This window comes from Neobacillus drentensis (assembly GCF_021560175.1).
GTDB classification, from domain to species: Bacteria; Bacillota; Bacilli; order Bacillales; family Cytobacillaceae; genus Neobacillus; species Neobacillus drentensis_A.
In genome coordinates this window covers 3,602,421-3,618,108 of record NZ_CP091110.1, presented here as the reverse complement: position 1 = coordinate 3,618,108, position 15,688 = coordinate 3,602,421, and the positions used below count along the sequence as shown (strand labels likewise).

The 15,688-nt window shown below is 37.4% G+C and carries 14 protein-coding genes; 12 read left to right on the top strand and 2 right to left on the bottom strand.

Annotation, left to right across the window (positions count from 1 at the left end; all coding sequences use genetic code 11):
* Positions 1-262 precede the first annotated feature (262 nt).
* From L1999_RS17035 to L1999_RS16985, 11 genes are all read left to right on the top strand, one after another.
* Positions 263-1,894: an amidohydrolase gene (locus L1999_RS17035; RefSeq protein ID WP_235739637.1), complete on the top strand. Its 1,632-nt coding sequence runs from the start codon at positions 263-265 to the stop codon at positions 1,892-1,894.
* Positions 1,895-1,920: 26 nt separating this feature from the next.
* Positions 1,921-3,201 (top strand): MFS transporter, encoded by a 1,281-nt coding sequence (locus tag L1999_RS17030; protein WP_235739636.1) that lies wholly within the window; start codon positions 1,921-1,923, stop codon positions 3,199-3,201.
* Positions 3,198-4,391: a M20 metallopeptidase family protein gene (locus L1999_RS17025; protein WP_235739635.1), complete on the top strand. Its 1,194-nt coding sequence runs from the start codon at positions 3,198-3,200 to the stop codon at positions 4,389-4,391. Before L1999_RS17030 ends, L1999_RS17025 begins: the two co-directional genes overlap by 4 nt.
* 206 nt (positions 4,392-4,597) lie before the next feature.
* Entirely contained in the window at positions 4,598-5,968 is a 1,371-nt protein-coding gene (locus L1999_RS17020; RefSeq protein WP_235739634.1) for a sigma-54 interaction domain-containing protein, read from the top strand.
* Between the two features lie 459 nt (positions 5,969-6,427).
* Positions 6,428-7,198 carry a transporter substrate-binding domain-containing protein gene (locus tag L1999_RS17015; RefSeq protein ID WP_235739633.1) on the top strand — a complete coding sequence of 257 codons (771 nt, stop codon included), beginning with the start codon at positions 6,428-6,430 and terminating at the stop codon, positions 7,196-7,198.
* A 54-nt stretch (positions 7,199-7,252) separates the two neighbouring features.
* Positions 7,253-7,897, top strand: coding sequence for an amino acid ABC transporter permease (locus L1999_RS17010; protein WP_235739632.1), 645 nt, complete (start codon positions 7,253-7,255; stop codon positions 7,895-7,897).
* Entirely contained in the window at positions 7,894-8,622 is a 729-nt protein-coding gene (locus L1999_RS17005) for an amino acid ABC transporter ATP-binding protein (RefSeq protein ID WP_275676992.1), read from the top strand. Before L1999_RS17010 ends, L1999_RS17005 begins: the two co-directional genes overlap by 4 nt.
* 315 nt (positions 8,623-8,937) lie before the next feature.
* Complete coding sequence (locus tag L1999_RS17000; protein ID WP_235739631.1) at positions 8,938-10,158, top strand: YecA family protein; 1,221 nt, start codon at positions 8,938-8,940, stop codon at positions 10,156-10,158.
* A 128-nt stretch (positions 10,159-10,286) separates the two neighbouring features.
* Positions 10,287-11,948 carry a sensor histidine kinase gene (locus tag L1999_RS16995; protein ID WP_235739630.1) on the top strand — a complete coding sequence of 554 codons (1,662 nt, stop codon included), beginning with the start codon at positions 10,287-10,289 and terminating at the stop codon, positions 11,946-11,948.
* A complete protein-coding gene (locus L1999_RS16990; protein WP_235739629.1) occupies positions 11,945-12,712 on the top strand; it encodes a LytR/AlgR family response regulator transcription factor in 768 nt (255 codons plus the stop codon). Before L1999_RS16995 ends, L1999_RS16990 begins: the two co-directional genes overlap by 4 nt.
* A gap of 148 nt (positions 12,713-12,860) precedes the next feature.
* Entirely contained in the window at positions 12,861-14,108 is a 1,248-nt protein-coding gene (locus L1999_RS16985; RefSeq protein ID WP_235739628.1) for an L-lactate MFS transporter, read from the top strand.
* A gap of 124 nt (positions 14,109-14,232) precedes the next feature.
* Here L1999_RS16985 and L1999_RS16980 read toward each other — a convergent pair whose 3' ends face one another.
* The gene (locus tag L1999_RS16980) at positions 14,233-14,466 is read right to left on the bottom strand and encodes a DUF3892 domain-containing protein (RefSeq protein ID WP_215042078.1); all 234 of its coding nucleotides are present in this window, start codon (positions 14,464-14,466) and stop codon (positions 14,233-14,235) included.
* A 96-nt stretch (positions 14,467-14,562) separates the two neighbouring features.
* Entirely contained in the window at positions 14,563-15,195 is a 633-nt protein-coding gene (locus L1999_RS16975; protein WP_235739627.1) for an MOSC domain-containing protein, read from the bottom strand.
* 254 nt (positions 15,196-15,449) lie between these two features.
* On the opposite strand from L1999_RS16975, the gene L1999_RS16970 reads away from it, so the two are divergent.
* On the top strand, positions 15,450-15,662 hold the full coding sequence (locus tag L1999_RS16970; RefSeq protein WP_235739626.1) for an FAD-dependent oxidoreductase: 213 nt from the start codon (positions 15,450-15,452) through the stop codon (positions 15,660-15,662).
* Positions 15,663-15,688: the final 26 nt, after the last annotated feature.

Genomic DNA, 15,688 nt, shown 5'->3' with positions numbered 1-15,688 from the left:
AAAAAAACAAAAATTTTTTACAATGTCTTAACATTTTTGGTATATTAGTTGTTTTAATTTACAAAATCTTCGGTCATTAAGGGATTAATTTTACCGAGAATAAAGGATCTTAAGGTTGTTAGAAGTACATTCACAAAATCTTCAAATAACGTTTAAAAAGTTGGCACAATTATTGCAATATTAAAAGCAGGGAAGCAATGATAAATTCATTCTTCTGTGTAAACGAATTCAGTGATAACAAAATGAGAGGTGAAAAGATAACATGAGCCAAAGTAGCGATGAATTAACATTTATGAATGGGAAGATCTTTACTTCCAATCCAGAACAGCCTTATGCCAGTGCCATGATCGTCCGAAATGGCAGGATCGCTTGGATCGGTGAAGAGGAAGATTTGAAAAATATTGAAGGTAAGTGTGTCGACCTCAATGGTAGAAGAGTTCTGCCCGGATTGATTGATGCACATTTACATCCGTTATATTTGGCTGGAGCTGCCAAGCAAATAGCCTGTACCCAGCCTCTAATTCATTCTATAGCAGATTTAAAAGAACAAATTCGTTTAGTGCGTGCATCACAAAGTCAAGATTCCTGGATTCTAGGCTGGGGCTATGATGAAGGTAAGTTATTAGAAGGAAGAGCCCCAACGCGCTGGGATTTGGATCAGGCAGCACCCGATGTACCGGTTGTCATTACTCGAACTTGCGGCCATATCATCTCAGTTAACAGTAAAGCATTGGAAATGGCAGGAATAACGAAGGATACTCCCAACCTGCAGGGCGGCAAAATCGACCGTGATGCAAACGGTGAGCCAACAGGTATTTTACGTGAGAATGCCAAAGAGCTTGTTAATCAAGTTATGCCTGAAACGACATTGGAAGATAATGCAGCATTACTTGCAGAACTAAGCCCTTTTTTACTTTCACATGGGATTACAGCCATTACGGAATTAATGGGGCGTACAAAGCCAAATGATTACTTAGAAATGTATCGATTGGCTTCTGAAAAAGGACTGAAGCAGCGTTCCGTTCTTTATTATATTTGGGAAGATCTAAAAGAACACCCTGTCATTGAACAGCAAAAAATGATAAGAGAAAATCAAGTACACATTGGCGGAATTAAATTATTTTCTGACGGAAGTGTCTCCGGCCAAACAGCCTGGGTCAACCCGCCATTTTTAGGAGAAGAAGAAAATTATGGCATCCAAATGACTACGAGGGAAGAATTATTGGCTGCTGCAGAAACAGCAAAAAAGCATAACATCCAGCTTGTGATCCATGCCATGGGTGAACAGGCAATCGATTTGATCGTTGACACCTTCTATGGGCAAAAAGGCTGGCTGACAGACGCACCATCGATCAGAATTGAACATGCTGCCATGCCGACACCTAGTACACTGAAGCGGGCAGCAGAAACGGGAATTGCATTTGTCTCGCAACCCATCTTCCTGTTCGCAGAAATTGAAACCTATCTTCACAATTTAGGCGCGGAACGAACGAAGCAAACCTATCCATTTAAAGATATGTTAGAGGCTGGAATAAAAGTAGCATTTTCATCCGATGCTCCCGCCACTGCATGGGCTGACCCCGTAAATCCTTTCGTTGGAATCAAATCGGCCGTTACCCGTCTTGCCCACGACGGAACAGATACCGGTAAAACACAAAGGGTAGATGTTGAAACAGCCATTACGCTGTATACACGAGCGGCACGGGAAATCATCCGGATCCCAAATGTTGGCGAGCTGAAACCAGGCTGCCATGCCGATTTTATTGTCTTGAATTTAGATATATTGCTCATAGATCCTGAGCAAATTGATCAGATACAAGTAGTGGAAACCTATATGGCTGGTAATTTGGTTTATAAATTAGATTCGATCGAAAAATTAGTAGTAGAATCATAAAATTTTAATAAAAGAGGATGGGATGTATGAAAGAAAAGGGAAAGATTTTTTATGGCTGGTGGATCGTTATCGCAACCTTTTTGATTATGACTTTAGTTTATGCTCCAATTGCCAACTTGGTTTCATTATTTATTCTTCCTGTTACGAAAGAACTAGGATTTGGCCCATCTCAGTTTATGCTCTATTTTACTATAATGGCTTTAGCTGCCATGGCTGTAGGTCCAATAGCAGGGAGATTAATGAGAAAAATGGATATTAGAGTTTATTTAACATTATTTATTTTAATTGCTTCTGCTGCATTTATTGGTTTTTCATTTTCAACTAAACTGATTCATTTTTATCTATTTGCCATACTAATGGGGGCAGGTATGGCAGGGGGGGCAATGATTCCTGCGTCCGTTCTCATTACCAATTGGTTTAAAAAAAAACGTGGTTTATGTTTAGGGATTGCTTTGTCAGGAAGCGGATTTGGAGGCGTAATTCTTAGTCCTTTTGTCAATTGGCTTATTACAGTCTACGGATGGAGATCAGCTTATCTAGTCTTAGGAATTTTAATAGCTGTTGTATTAGTTCCATTGGCTGTATTTGTCATAAGATTAAATCCAGCTGACAAAGGTCTATCACCACTTAGTGAAGAAACCACTTTAATAAGTACACAAAAGAAAGAATTAACTGGTACAACCCAGGGCGATACATTAAAGTCTTTATCATTTTGGACTCTTTGTTTAGCTATCTTAGTTGGCGGTCTCGTTGTTAACTCAATGCTAATCAATCTTGCTCCCTTTCTGGCTAGTATAGGTACAACTGCCAAAACAGCTGCCTTGCTTTTATCATTAGGGTCAGGGATGGTGATTGTTGGAAAGTTGGTAGTAGGTCGGTTATTTGATAAGCTGGGATCAGTCACAACATTACTTATTATTTCTGCAGGAAGTTTGGTAAGTTTTCTATTTTTAATGAAAGCAAACATAATCTTACCAGCTATTCTTTATACTGTTTTTTCAGGAATAGGTTCAACAGCGGTCACTGTTACACCTGCCTACATGACAGGAGCTCTTTTTGGTGAGAAGGAATTTGGTGGAAAATATGGAGTTGTAGCTATTTTTATTTCATTAGGTGCAGCGATAACGCCAATCGTGTCAGGTGCTATTTACAATATAAGCCATTCATATGATTCACTTCTAACTGTTTTAATGGTTCTTTCCATTGTCCAATTTGGGTTATTTTTCATTGCAGCTAAAATGAAACCAAAGTTTGAGTTAAATACTTTTAATGATAATGAAGTAAAAAGTGAAGGAGCTTTACTATGAATAGAACGCTAGGAAAAGATGCTATTTTAGCATGTGCAGAGGAAATAAAAGAGGAACTAATTACTTATCGTAGATATCTTCATCAAAATCCCGAAATCGGTTTTGATTTACCAAAAACGGTCGCCTACGTGGAAGAAATTTTAAAAACTATGGGTCTTAAACCTATAAAGGTAGGGACCTCCGGGTTAGTTGTAACGATTGGTAAGGGAAAGGGTAAAACTCTTTTGTTAAGAGGAGACATGGATGCTTTACCTCTAAAGGAGAATACAGATCTGCAGTTTAAATCTACTAATGATTATATGCATGCTTGCGGTCATGATATCCATACGACATTCATGCTCGGTGCGGCAAAGCTATTAAAGGAAAAAGAAAATGAGGTTAACGGAACGGTCAAAATCATGTTCCAACCAGCAGAGGAAATTGGCGCAGGGGCTAAGGATATGGTGGCGAATGGGCTTTTGGAAAACCCAAAAGTAGATGCGGCACTGGCCCTGCATGTTGATCCAAGCTTAGAGGTCGGAAGATTCGGATATAAGCCAGGGATTGCAGCATCGTCATTGGATGGTTTTTTCCTAAAAGTACAGGGAAAAGGCGGCCACAGTTCTGAACCGCAAAAAGCCATCGATCCATTGATGATTATTAATGCGGTCTACTCGCAATTAAATAGTTTAGTTGGGAAAGAAGTCGACCCAAGAGAAATGGCCGTCCTTGTTATCGGGAAGATGGGTGGAGGAACTGTCGCAAATATTATTCCTGATTCTGCCCATCTTGATGCCACTTTACGTACATTTAATCCGAAGGTAAGGGATTATTTATTCAAAAGAGTTCCAGAGATTATTGATGCAACCGTTAAAATGTTACGAGGTACCTACAGCCTCGAAACAGTCTCAACCCCTTCTTTATTTAATAATGAAGAATTGTGTGAGCAAATGGCACCTTATGTAAAAGAAGTCATTGGAGAGAATAATTTGGAGGTCAACAAGGAGCCATTGGCGGGCACAGAAGATTTTTCCTATATCAGTAATATGGTGCCAACGATGTTTATGTGGGCTGGTGCCAACGGTTTAGGAGAGGATAATTATCCGCTACATAATCCTAACGTTGTATTGGACGAAGGTGTGATTCCATTGGGAGTAGCAGTCGTTGTTCAGACAGCGATAAATTGGTTAAACCGTTATTCCAATAAGTAATAACTAAAACTATATTTTTCTAAATGAATGATACCCTATTGCTAAAGAAATTAAAGTGATAAGGTATCTTTTTCTATTCTTTAAAAAAGGCTGTTTTTTGAATTTTAATTTACCCTATAATAATGATAAAGTGTTTTGGTATAACTTTTCTTTAATTGAAATAAGGATGTTCTTCTTTTAATAATAGAGGAATGGGGGTCGATTTTTTGGAAGTAGATATCAGAAATATCGATAAATTAGTGGATTATGATAATATTTTAGTTGCTGATAAAGAAGGAATCATCATATTTTTTGATTTAGCGGATTTAAATGTTCTTAGAGAAATTGGTCTTAGACCTGAGGAATTTATGGGAAAACATATAACCTCATTTTATAAAAACCTTACAAATGAAAACAGCACCATAATGAGAGTGATCCAAAGTGGAAAAGCTGAAAGTAATGTTAGACAACTGTTAGTTACAAAAAGGGGAGATCAATTCGAATCCATAAACTCCACCTATCCGATTATTGACAACAATAAGGTGATTGGAGCAATTGAGTTTTCAAAACACATTTATTCCAAGGATAATATCCAGTCTTTGGATAAAATGGCGAGCCATAAAGTTTATCGGAAAAATAATACCATTTATACAATTGAAAATATTATTACTGCCAATCCAAATATGACTAGCATTAAGAATAAGATAAAAAAAGTGGCGAAAACCAATTCTACTGTCTTAATAAATGGTAAAACAGGCACAGGAAAAGAGGTTGTTGCCCAGTCGATCCACAATTTAAGTGATCGATATGGGTCTCCTTTTCTTTCATTAAACTGCGGTGCGATTCCACCAAACCTGCTGGAGAGTACTTTGTTTGGTACAGTGAGAGGAAGTTTTACAGGCGCCACAGATATGTCAGGATTGCTGGAACAAGCTGAAGGCGGAACAATATTTTTGGATGAAATTAATTCTTTAGATTTTTATCTTCAGGCAAAACTGCTCAAAGCAATTGAAGAAAAAATGATAAGAAGAATTGGTGGGAACAAAAATATTTATTTGGACATAAGGATCATTTCGGCAACAAATGAAGATCCGGAAATCTTAGTTTCTGAAAAAAGATTGCGAGAGGATCTTTTTTACAGATTGGGAGTTGTTCAAATTGATTTACCTACTTTAGCTGAAAGAGAAGAAGATATTGAAACATTACTTGAGTATTATATTCATTTTTATAATAATCACATGAATATGTCTATTGACGGTGTAAAACCTGAAGTGTTGGATTGTTTTAAAAGGTACTCATGGCCAGGGAATATTAGAGAATTAAAGAATGCAATCGAAACAGCATATATTAATGCTACTTCTAATCAGATTTCTATTGAGGATATACCTAAGAGAATTAGAAAGAACAATGAGGTAGCAATAAGTAATCCAAAGAATACTAAGGAATGGACTCTAAAAAATGCGATTGAGGAGTTTGAGATATCGATCATTATTAGTGAATTAAAAAATACCAATGGAAAATTAACTGACCTAGCAACACGATTAGGAATTTCCAAACAATTATTAAATTATAAATTGGAAAAATATAATTTAAAGTAAAAATTTTTTCTTTAGTTTAGTAATGGAAAAAATTAGACGTTAAGGACCACAGGGATGGTTTACGATTTTCCACAGGCAGAACGCACCTTATTTTATTGAGGTGATAAATGCCTGTTTTTTTGTACTTTCTTGATATCGATTAATTATTTCTATAATTAACCAAGCTTGCAAAGGGAAAATGCAAAGATAAAATAATTTAATTACATATCGTGTATTTTATATAACATTATTGGAATATTGAGATAATAATACCTTTCTCTTTAAATACAATACCTTTCTATTTAAACATATTTTTAAACGTATTGTCAGCGTCCTTAAAAAATACTAGAATATTTTATTTTTTTAAATTGATAGAATTATTATACAAAAAATACTTTTTCAAGTTGGATATCTGTGATATATTAAAAAAGTATTGTTTTTATTATATTAAAAATAATCTAAAAAGTAGGGGTGTATTTGATGAAGAAATTGGGTTTATTTAGTTTATTTTTAATTCTGACTGTCTTTATCGCAGCGTGCGGAAGTAAGGAAACATCAGGAGAGAAAACCAGTAGTGAAAAGGTATATAAAGTCGGCGTAGACACGACTTACCCTCCATTTGAATATAAGGATGGAAATGAGTATAAAGGTATTGATATTGATTTGATTAATGCCATCGCGAAAAATCAGGGCTTTAAAATTGAACTTAATCCGATGGACTTCGGTGGTATTATTCCAGCAATGCAAGCTAATCAGCTTGATGTAGCGATTGCAGGGATGAGTATTACTGATGAAAGAAAAAAGGTAGTCGATTTCTCAACTCCGTATTTTGATGCGGGATTAACAGTTGTTGTTAAAAAAGATAATTCAACTATTAAATCAGTTAATGATCTTAAAGGAAAAACTGTTGCCGTTAAAAAAGGAACAACAGGTGCTAAATACGCACAAGATAATGCATCAAAACTAGGAATAACTGTCGTTCAGTTTAACGATAGTCCAGCCATGTTCCAAGAAGTTTCTAATGGAAATGCAGATGCACTTATTGAAGACTATCCTGTTATTTCCTACGCTATTGCCCAAAAGGATCTTGGTTTGAAAATTGTTGGTGACCGCTTAAATGGAGACCAATATGGAATTGCTGTTTTGAAAGGGCAAAACAAGGACTTAATTGAAAAAATTAATAAAGGTCTTGCTGAACTCAAAAAAGATGGAACATATGATAAAATTGTAAAAACTTATCTTGGTGAATAAATACGGATTGGGGCGCGCATAAAGCGCGCTTTCTTTTTGAAAGGGGATGAAACAGTGGATATAATTGTTGCAGCTTTACCAATATTACTAAAAGGATTACAAGTCACACTTTATATATTTGTTATTGCTATTATTCTAGGTTTTTTAATTGGTTTACTGATGGCCTTGTTACGCCTTGCACCTCTTAAAATCTTGAATTGGATTGCAAAGGTGTATGTTGATGCGATTCGAGGAACTCCATTTATTGTACAATTGTTTTTTATCTATTTCGGAGTGAATTCACTGCACTTGGTTTCTTTAAACAGCACAACGGCTGGTATCATCACTGTTGCGATCAACGCGGGGGCATATTTTGCAGAAATTATCAGAGCGGGTATTCAATCCATTGATAAGGGACAAACAGAAGCCGCTAGATCGATTGGTTTTACCGGAGCACAAACCATGCGTTATGTGGTCCTGCCTCAGGCTTTTAGAAGAATGCTTCCTACGATTACGAACCAATCCATTATCAGCTTAAAAGACACTTCGCTGTTATCGGTCATCGGTATTGCAGATTTAACACAGCAGGGTCAGATTCAGGCTTCAGCAACCTTTGAAGCATTTAAGATTTGGCTGGCTGTAGGTGTCATTTATTTTATCATTATTTATTTGTTAACCCTTCTAGCTAATTTTGTTGAAAGGAGGATTCAGGTTCGATGAGCATTATAACTGTAAAAAACTTAAGCAAATCGTTTGGTAAACTAGAGGTCTTAAAAGATATTAACGCTGAAGTGCAAGAAAAAGAAGTAATCTGTGTTATTGGCCCATCTGGATCGGGAAAGAGTACATTCCTTCGGTGCCTTAATCGCCTGGAAGACATCTCAGGTGGCGAGGTAGTGATTAATGGGCATAACATCACGGACCCAAAAATTAATATCAACAAAGTTAGACAAGAAGTTGGAATGGTATTTCAACAATTTAATCTGTTTCCTCATAAAACAGTCTTAGAAAATATCACACTAGGTCCTATTAAAATTCTTTCTACTGGTAAAGAGGCGGCTGAAAAATTGGCCCTTGAATTACTTGAAAAAGTTGGATTGAAAGAAAAAGCTGGCAGCTATCCAGGAGAACTATCTGGTGGACAGAAACAGCGGGTTGCCATTGCAAGGGCATTGGCTATGAATCCAAAAATCATGCTCTTTGACGAACCGACTTCTGCACTGGATCCGGAAATGGTCGGTGATGTATTAGAGGTCATGAAGCAGCTTGCTAAAGAAGGGATGACCATGATCGTTGTTACCCATGAAATGGGATTTGCTCGGGAAGTTGGCGACCGTGTTATTTTCATGGATGGCGGCTATATTGTCGAAGAAAATGAACCGAATTTGTTATTCGGTAACCCTCAGCATGAGAGAACAAAAGCTTTCTTAAGTAAGGTTTTATAAACCCGGATTCCTTGAATTCTTGAGTTGAGTGTTAAGAGCGCAAAGTAGTAACCTTAAATGGTCATTACTTTGCGCTCTTTTTTTCGCTTATGGTATTTTCCTTAAAAGAGGATTTGAGTATCTATGACTTCTACGTTTGGTAAAACCTTTAACTAACAAAAAGGATGAACAATAAGAGACTGCAATAATATTATATAAACAATCGATATGATTCCCTATTTCTGATATAATAAAAACCTAAAAAAGGCTAGCTCATTTTTTACATACAGCAATTTTAATAATACATTAAACTACTATTTTCAGAAGGTGAACAACATGACTACAAGCAGCATGGATAAAGAAACTTATGAAAAATTACAAGGTGCTTTAGAATCTTTAAAAGAAATGACACAGAAGAACCAACAAAAACAGGAATTAAAAATGTGGACTAATCTTGCAGTTCCTTTAACACTAAACGATGCACTTTCAGGATATTCTAAAGACGACTTAAGTGACATTAGACGACGTTTAGAGATAAAAGGCGCCAGTCAGCTTAAAAAAGGTGAACTAATAGAGTTATTAACTACAAAGATACCCTTCTCGCTTGAACAGATTTGCATGTATCTGGACCAAGAACGTTACAACTTAATCAAAAAGTTAATCCACCATGGTGGGTATATGGAAGCACCAAAATTAACGGCAAATCAACTAAACTATTTTCGCAGCATAGGGATCATCTTTACTGGAACTTTTGAAGGCAAAAGGATCCTCGCGATGCCAGAAGAAATAGTTAAGAATCAGTTTATTCAAGACAACTATAAGCAGTTAATTACCATTAGCCGTCGAAATACTGAGTGGATTAAGCTTACACAAGGATTGCTCTACTATCATGGGACTCTAACCCTTACTGAGTTACATGATTTGTTAGAAAAACTCATGAATGAACCTATCAGACTTTCCGATTATCTAACTGTTATTGATCATGCTATCTCCTACTACGAGCAAATAAGAATGGATCAGTTTGGCTTTTCCAATCTTCGGGTGTTTGATCCAGAAAAGGTGAGGGGAGAACACAAAACCAGAAAAAATCTGGCATTTTTTCCATTCTCTAAAGAGCAATTACTTAGAGCAGGTGAACCAGGGTATATCGAACGCAATGATAGCTATCTTCAGTTTGTAAACTTTTTAACCCAAAACTATGAAATGAGCAGGCAAGAAGCAGATATAATTGTAGAAGAATGCGTTTTTGCGAATAATATGGGAGAAAGTCTAAATCATATTTTTCAATTTTTGCAAAGCAGAATAGAAATTGAAAATATAGAAATGGTGAAGGCTTGCATGGACAAGATTGTAAATCTGGTGAATAACACGAAACAATGGTTTCTCAAAGGTTATTCACCAAGAGAGCTATCGAGTACAAAAGAGCAGAAATCACTGCAGTCATTTTCAGATCCTCAACAGAATATTATCGATTTCACAACTAGACAGAAAGTTGGCCGTAATGACCCTTGTCCATGCGGAAGTAATAAAAAATTTAAAAAGTGCTGTGGGAAATAATCTCTCTGTAAAAGTCTGCCTGCAATGACTGGGCAGACTTTTACAATTGAACGTACATGTATAAAATAGTGGTACAGAAAAACAATCATCAACCAACATATCAATGCTTAGCTTGAGAGGATTTTTCGATGAATTCATCATTAGAAATGCTGATCCATTTATTTGAACGAGCAGCCTTGCTGCTGATTTGTCTGTTTTTTATGATTCGAATCCCAAGGTTTAAGGAATCCCTGCAAAAAGACCAGCATTCTCAAATAGAGCGGCTTGTCATTACCATCTTATTTTGCTTATTTGCTATTTTTGGGACCTATTCAGGGATCAATGTCGAAGGTTCACTGGTCAATACTAGGATCATTGCCGTTGTATCTGGAGGTATTTTGTTTGGACCTTGGGTAGGAATAATTTCTGGCGTTGTTTCGGGTGTGCACCGATATTTGATTGATATTGGCGGCGTCACATCGGTCCCATGCCTTATTACAAGTATTATGGCGGGGATTGTTTCGGGGTATATAAACCGTAAAGTTAAGAGGTCGTTACGATGGATCTACGGAATCGCAGCTGGGATGGTTTGTGAAGTATTGACCATGCTGTTGATCCTTGCCATGGCAGAACCATTTTCACTAGGTTTAGATATCGTTTCGAAGATTGCCTTTCCGATGATCGTTGGAGAGGTTAACATTGGTCTAATTGTCTTACTAGTCATGAGTGTGGAAGGTGAAAAGGAAACAATTGCGGCTAGGCACGCCAAGCTAGCATTAGATATTGCCAATAAAACCTTGCCTTATTTCCGCTCCATCAATACTGAATCCTTAAGGCAAATCTGCAGTATTATCAAAAATGATATCCAGGCCGATGCGGTTGCCATTACAGATAATGAAAATGTACTGGCCTATGTTGGTTTTGGGGAAGAGCTATATGTGACTGGTCAGGAAATTATCAGTGATTTGACGAAAGAAGCGATCCGAACGGGCAAGTTCATCATTCGGAATCATATTGCAGATCACCATACGCCCCAAATTCACTCGCTGCTGATTGTTCCTTTTGAGGAACATGGAGAGGTAACGGGAACGTTAAAAATCTACTACCGTAAAGCTTATAAGATGACGTACTCTCTTCAGACAATGGCGATCGGACTATCCCAGATTATTTCTACCCTTATGGAAGTATCTCGGATTGAACAGATGAAGGAAGCAGCCAACAAGGCAGAGCTGAAGGCACTTCAAACAAAGATTAATCCGCACTTTTTGTTTAATGCCTTGAATGCCATTGCCTCCACGACACGCAAGAATCCAGACAAGGCTCGTGAGTTAATCATCAATCTTTCTGGCTATATGCGCTACAATTTAGAGGTAAGTGATGAATTGATTGATATTCATAAAGAACTAGAACAAGTGCACGATTATGTGGAAATTGAAAAGGCCCGTTTCGGCAGCCGTTTGACGGTTGAATATGATATAGACGAAGTGAATGTAAACATCCCAAGCCTTCTCATCCAGCCTTTAGTGGAGAATGCTATCATCCATGGAATCTTAAAGAAAAAGGGACCCGGGGTGGTGACCATTTCAGTCAAGGATTTGGGAAGTAGAATAAGAGTAAGCGTTAAGGACACAGGTGCGGGAATAAGTGAAGAGGTCATCCGCCATTTGCAGCATGATACGGTACCAGCAAACAAAATCGGTTTGTATAACGTGCATCAACGAGTCAAACTGATCTATGGAAATGGTTTGGTGATTCAACAATTGTCACCAGGAACAGAAGTTTTTTTTGATATGATAAAGGAGACCTTATGAAAGCGATTATTGTAGAAGATGAGATTCCGGCTCGTGAAGAATTGGAGTATTTAATTGAAGCCTATAGTGAAATTCAGGTTACGGATTTTTTTGATGATGGCTTAGATGTCTTAAAATTTCTGCAGGAGCAGGAAACAGATGTAATCTTTTTGGATATCAATATTCCCTCACTTGATGGGATGCTGCTGGCTAGTACGATAAGCAAATTTACGAAAAGACCGTATATTGTTTTTACCACGGCCTATAAAGAACATGCCGCACAAGCATTTGAACTAGAAGCCTTTGATTATGTACTCAAGCCATATGATGAAAAGCGGATGGGAACGATGTTAAGCAGGCTTGAAGCGGCTTACAAACGAGATCAGGCAGAAGCAATTGTCAAAGAAAGTCGACCGAATGCTAAAGTACAGGAAGTGGAAGTCCATGCAAAACCTTCAAACAGAGTCAATTTAAAAAAGAACGACAAGATTATTGTGACGGATGTAAATGACATTTACTATGCGGAGGCAAGTGAAAAGGTGACATTGGTCTATACGCAAAATGAAGAGTATACCATGCAGATGAGTATAACGGAGTTTCAGGCGCTTCTGCCGGAGGACATGTTTTTTCGCTGTCACCGATCATACACGGTTAACTTAACAAAAGTCCGTGAAATTGTCCCATGGTTTAACCAAACCTACCAATTGCGTTTAAAAGATCTTTCAATGGAAATTCCAGTTAGTAGAAGCAAGGTGAAAGAGTTTCGACAAATTATGAAGCTATAACCTCCATTCATTCCGGATAATAGGCATTTCATTCAGAAAACGATTTCTCTCTTTTTTTCAGTGGTATTATGATCATGTAAACGATAACAAATAAAAAACACGAATGATAACCATGATTATTTTTAAAGGAAGAAAAGAGGAGATTGTAATGAAAACTAGCACAGATCGCCGTTGGTTGATTGTTGTAGGAACCATTATCGTGCAAATGGGATTAGGAACTATCTATACATGGAGTCTTTTCAACCAGCCCTTGGTCGACCATTTTGGCTGGAAGCTAAATTCAGTTGCTTTTACTTTTTCAATTACCAGCTTAGCCCTGGCCTTATCCACTTTGTTTGCCGGGAAGCTGCAAGATAAATGGGGAATTCGCCGCTTAATTGCTTGTGCAGGAATGATCCTCGGTGCAGGACTGATCATTAGCTCCCAAGTATCATCGTTATGGATGCTTTATATTTTAGCAGGTGTTATTGTTGGAGCAGCCGATGGTACGGCCTATATCACATCATTATCCAATCTAATAAAATGGTTTCCGGAAAGAAAAGGCCTTATTTCTGGTATTTCGGTTGGAGCCTACGGTACAGGTAGTTTGATATTCAAGTTCATTAACGGGTCATTCATTCAATCAGCAGGAGTTACCCACGCCTTCTTTTATTGGGGATTAATTGTCATGATTATGATCGTCGGCGGTTCATTTCTAGTGCGGGAAGCCAAAATAAGTAACGAATCGAAAGTTCAAAATGGCATTGTTCAAAAAGATTATACCGTGAAAGAAATGTTGAAAACAAAGGAAGCTTATCTCTTATTTGTCATCTTCTTTACATCATGCATGAGCGGATTATTCTTAATCGGAATTGTGAAGGACATTGGTGTAAAAATGGCGGGGCTTGATATAGCTACGGCAAGTAATGCAGTCGCATTAGTGGCAATTTTTAATACTAGCGGCCGTATTATTCTTGGAGCCTTATCAGATAAAATAGGCCGATTACGAGTGGTCTCAGGTGCATTGCTTGTTACAGCATCTGCGGTTACTGTATTAAGTTTTGTTCACCTGAATTATGGATTGTTCTTTGCTTGTGTCGCAGCCATTGCGTTTTGTTTTGGCGGGAATATTACGGTATTTCCAGCCATCGTAGCTGATTTCTTTGGATTGAAAAATCAAAGTAAAAACTACGGGATCATTTATCAAGGCTTTGGTATTGGTGCGATTTCAGGATCCTTTATTGCTTCCTCTTTAGGCGGATTTATCCCTACCTTTAAGTTGATTGCTGTTTTAAGCATTGTTTCTGTTATCATCGCCATGTTGATCAAGGCGCCGGGCAATGGGACACCTAAAGCGAAGGATAAAAGAAATCCTGGGAAAATTCGCAGTCTTTCACCGGATACACGAGCAAGTTAAAAGTCATTTCAGTTAAAATAGAGGAAGATAACAAAAGGCAGGAGCATTCTGCCTTTTTTGTTGGTTAACAAACCATTCCATCAAAAGACCATAGATAAAGAGGTTCTCATATTTTATATTCCGATTAAAATTGAGGAAGATTATCAAGGTTGTTGGTTGGATCACCGTCTGGATTGCTCCGAAGATGTTCCTCGCCGTCGGGACCTTTGAATACATTGACGTTTACAATCATCCCGCTTTTTGCCATTTGTTGTGCTTCTTTGTAATCAACAACTTGACCGTTGGACAACTTTAGTTCCATAATATCGTCATCTCCGTTCTTACGGACGGCAATGACTGATTCTCGACGTTGTTCCATAATATCGCCTCCTTATGTCATTAGGATGACTTAAAATTCATATTTTATGAACCTTAAAGCTGAGGATTAGCAATAGTCAAAGTTTAACAAAAGGAATCATAGCAATTTCAAAAATCGGTTCTTCCAGTCCTCCGCAAGGGCATCAACTGTCAATATTTTTTCAATTGATGTTTTATCTTGTTGTTGATGAAAAAGAATTTGTGTAGCGAATGAGACGGATATTTCTTTTGCGTGTTTTTCAACAAGAGTTATTTCCGAATCGAACATAATAGTCCCTTCTTCCAATACCCGAAAAAAGTAACCAGTTAAAGTCGTTTCAACCACTTTCTTTAAGAATTGATTTTCCTGATTATAATTGGAGATAGTAGCACAAGGTACCCTTCCTTGTGCTACTTGAACAATTGTATCACCTATTTTATATATATCACCAATACAAACCTGTTCTTCCACCATTCCAGATGCAGTAATATTTTCTCCAAAAGCTGGTAGAATAAGCTTTTTTTGAAATATCTCTTCCCAATAAGAGTAATGCTCAAATGGATACAAACATACTGCGCGGTCGGGTCCTCCGTGGAACTTGTGGTTTGCGACATCATCACCGACAAAGCCAGATTTTTTCAACTCAACCGCTTGTACACATGATTTTCCTATTGAGGAAAGCTCTTTTTTATTGTTCCAATTAAATTCCTTCGGTTTTCCGACAGCTAAATTAATAATTTTCCGATTCAATTAGAATTTACCTCATTTCTACTAATCTCTTTAATCAATATGGAATATAAATTGTATTATAATAGTGTGATTTGAAAAGGTACAGTATTATAAAAAGCAATGATATTGTTCGCCATACAATTTTAATATTGCATGGTTTTTTGCGCATGTTATGATCATTCAAACTTGAAGAGGCATTATAAAAATAGATCGTTCAATATAATGAAGGTGAAATCCTTTTAGAACGATTCCAAATCAAGCCGCCAGAGCGCTGTGTGCTGCAAGAAAATTCTGATGAGCAATGGATTCGATTGTCTGGCGGTGTGCAGTCACTTATTGATGCTCTAGCAGAAACGATTTTGCAAGACATCATTGAACTAGAAACGCGAGTTAAGAAAATTCAGCTGGATGAAACAGGTGATATCACTGTGGAAACAAAGCTTTCTGATGGAAGGAGAAAAAAATTCCTGCAGATGCTGTTATTTTGACACTGCCGCCTCGTCTTGTGGCGCGT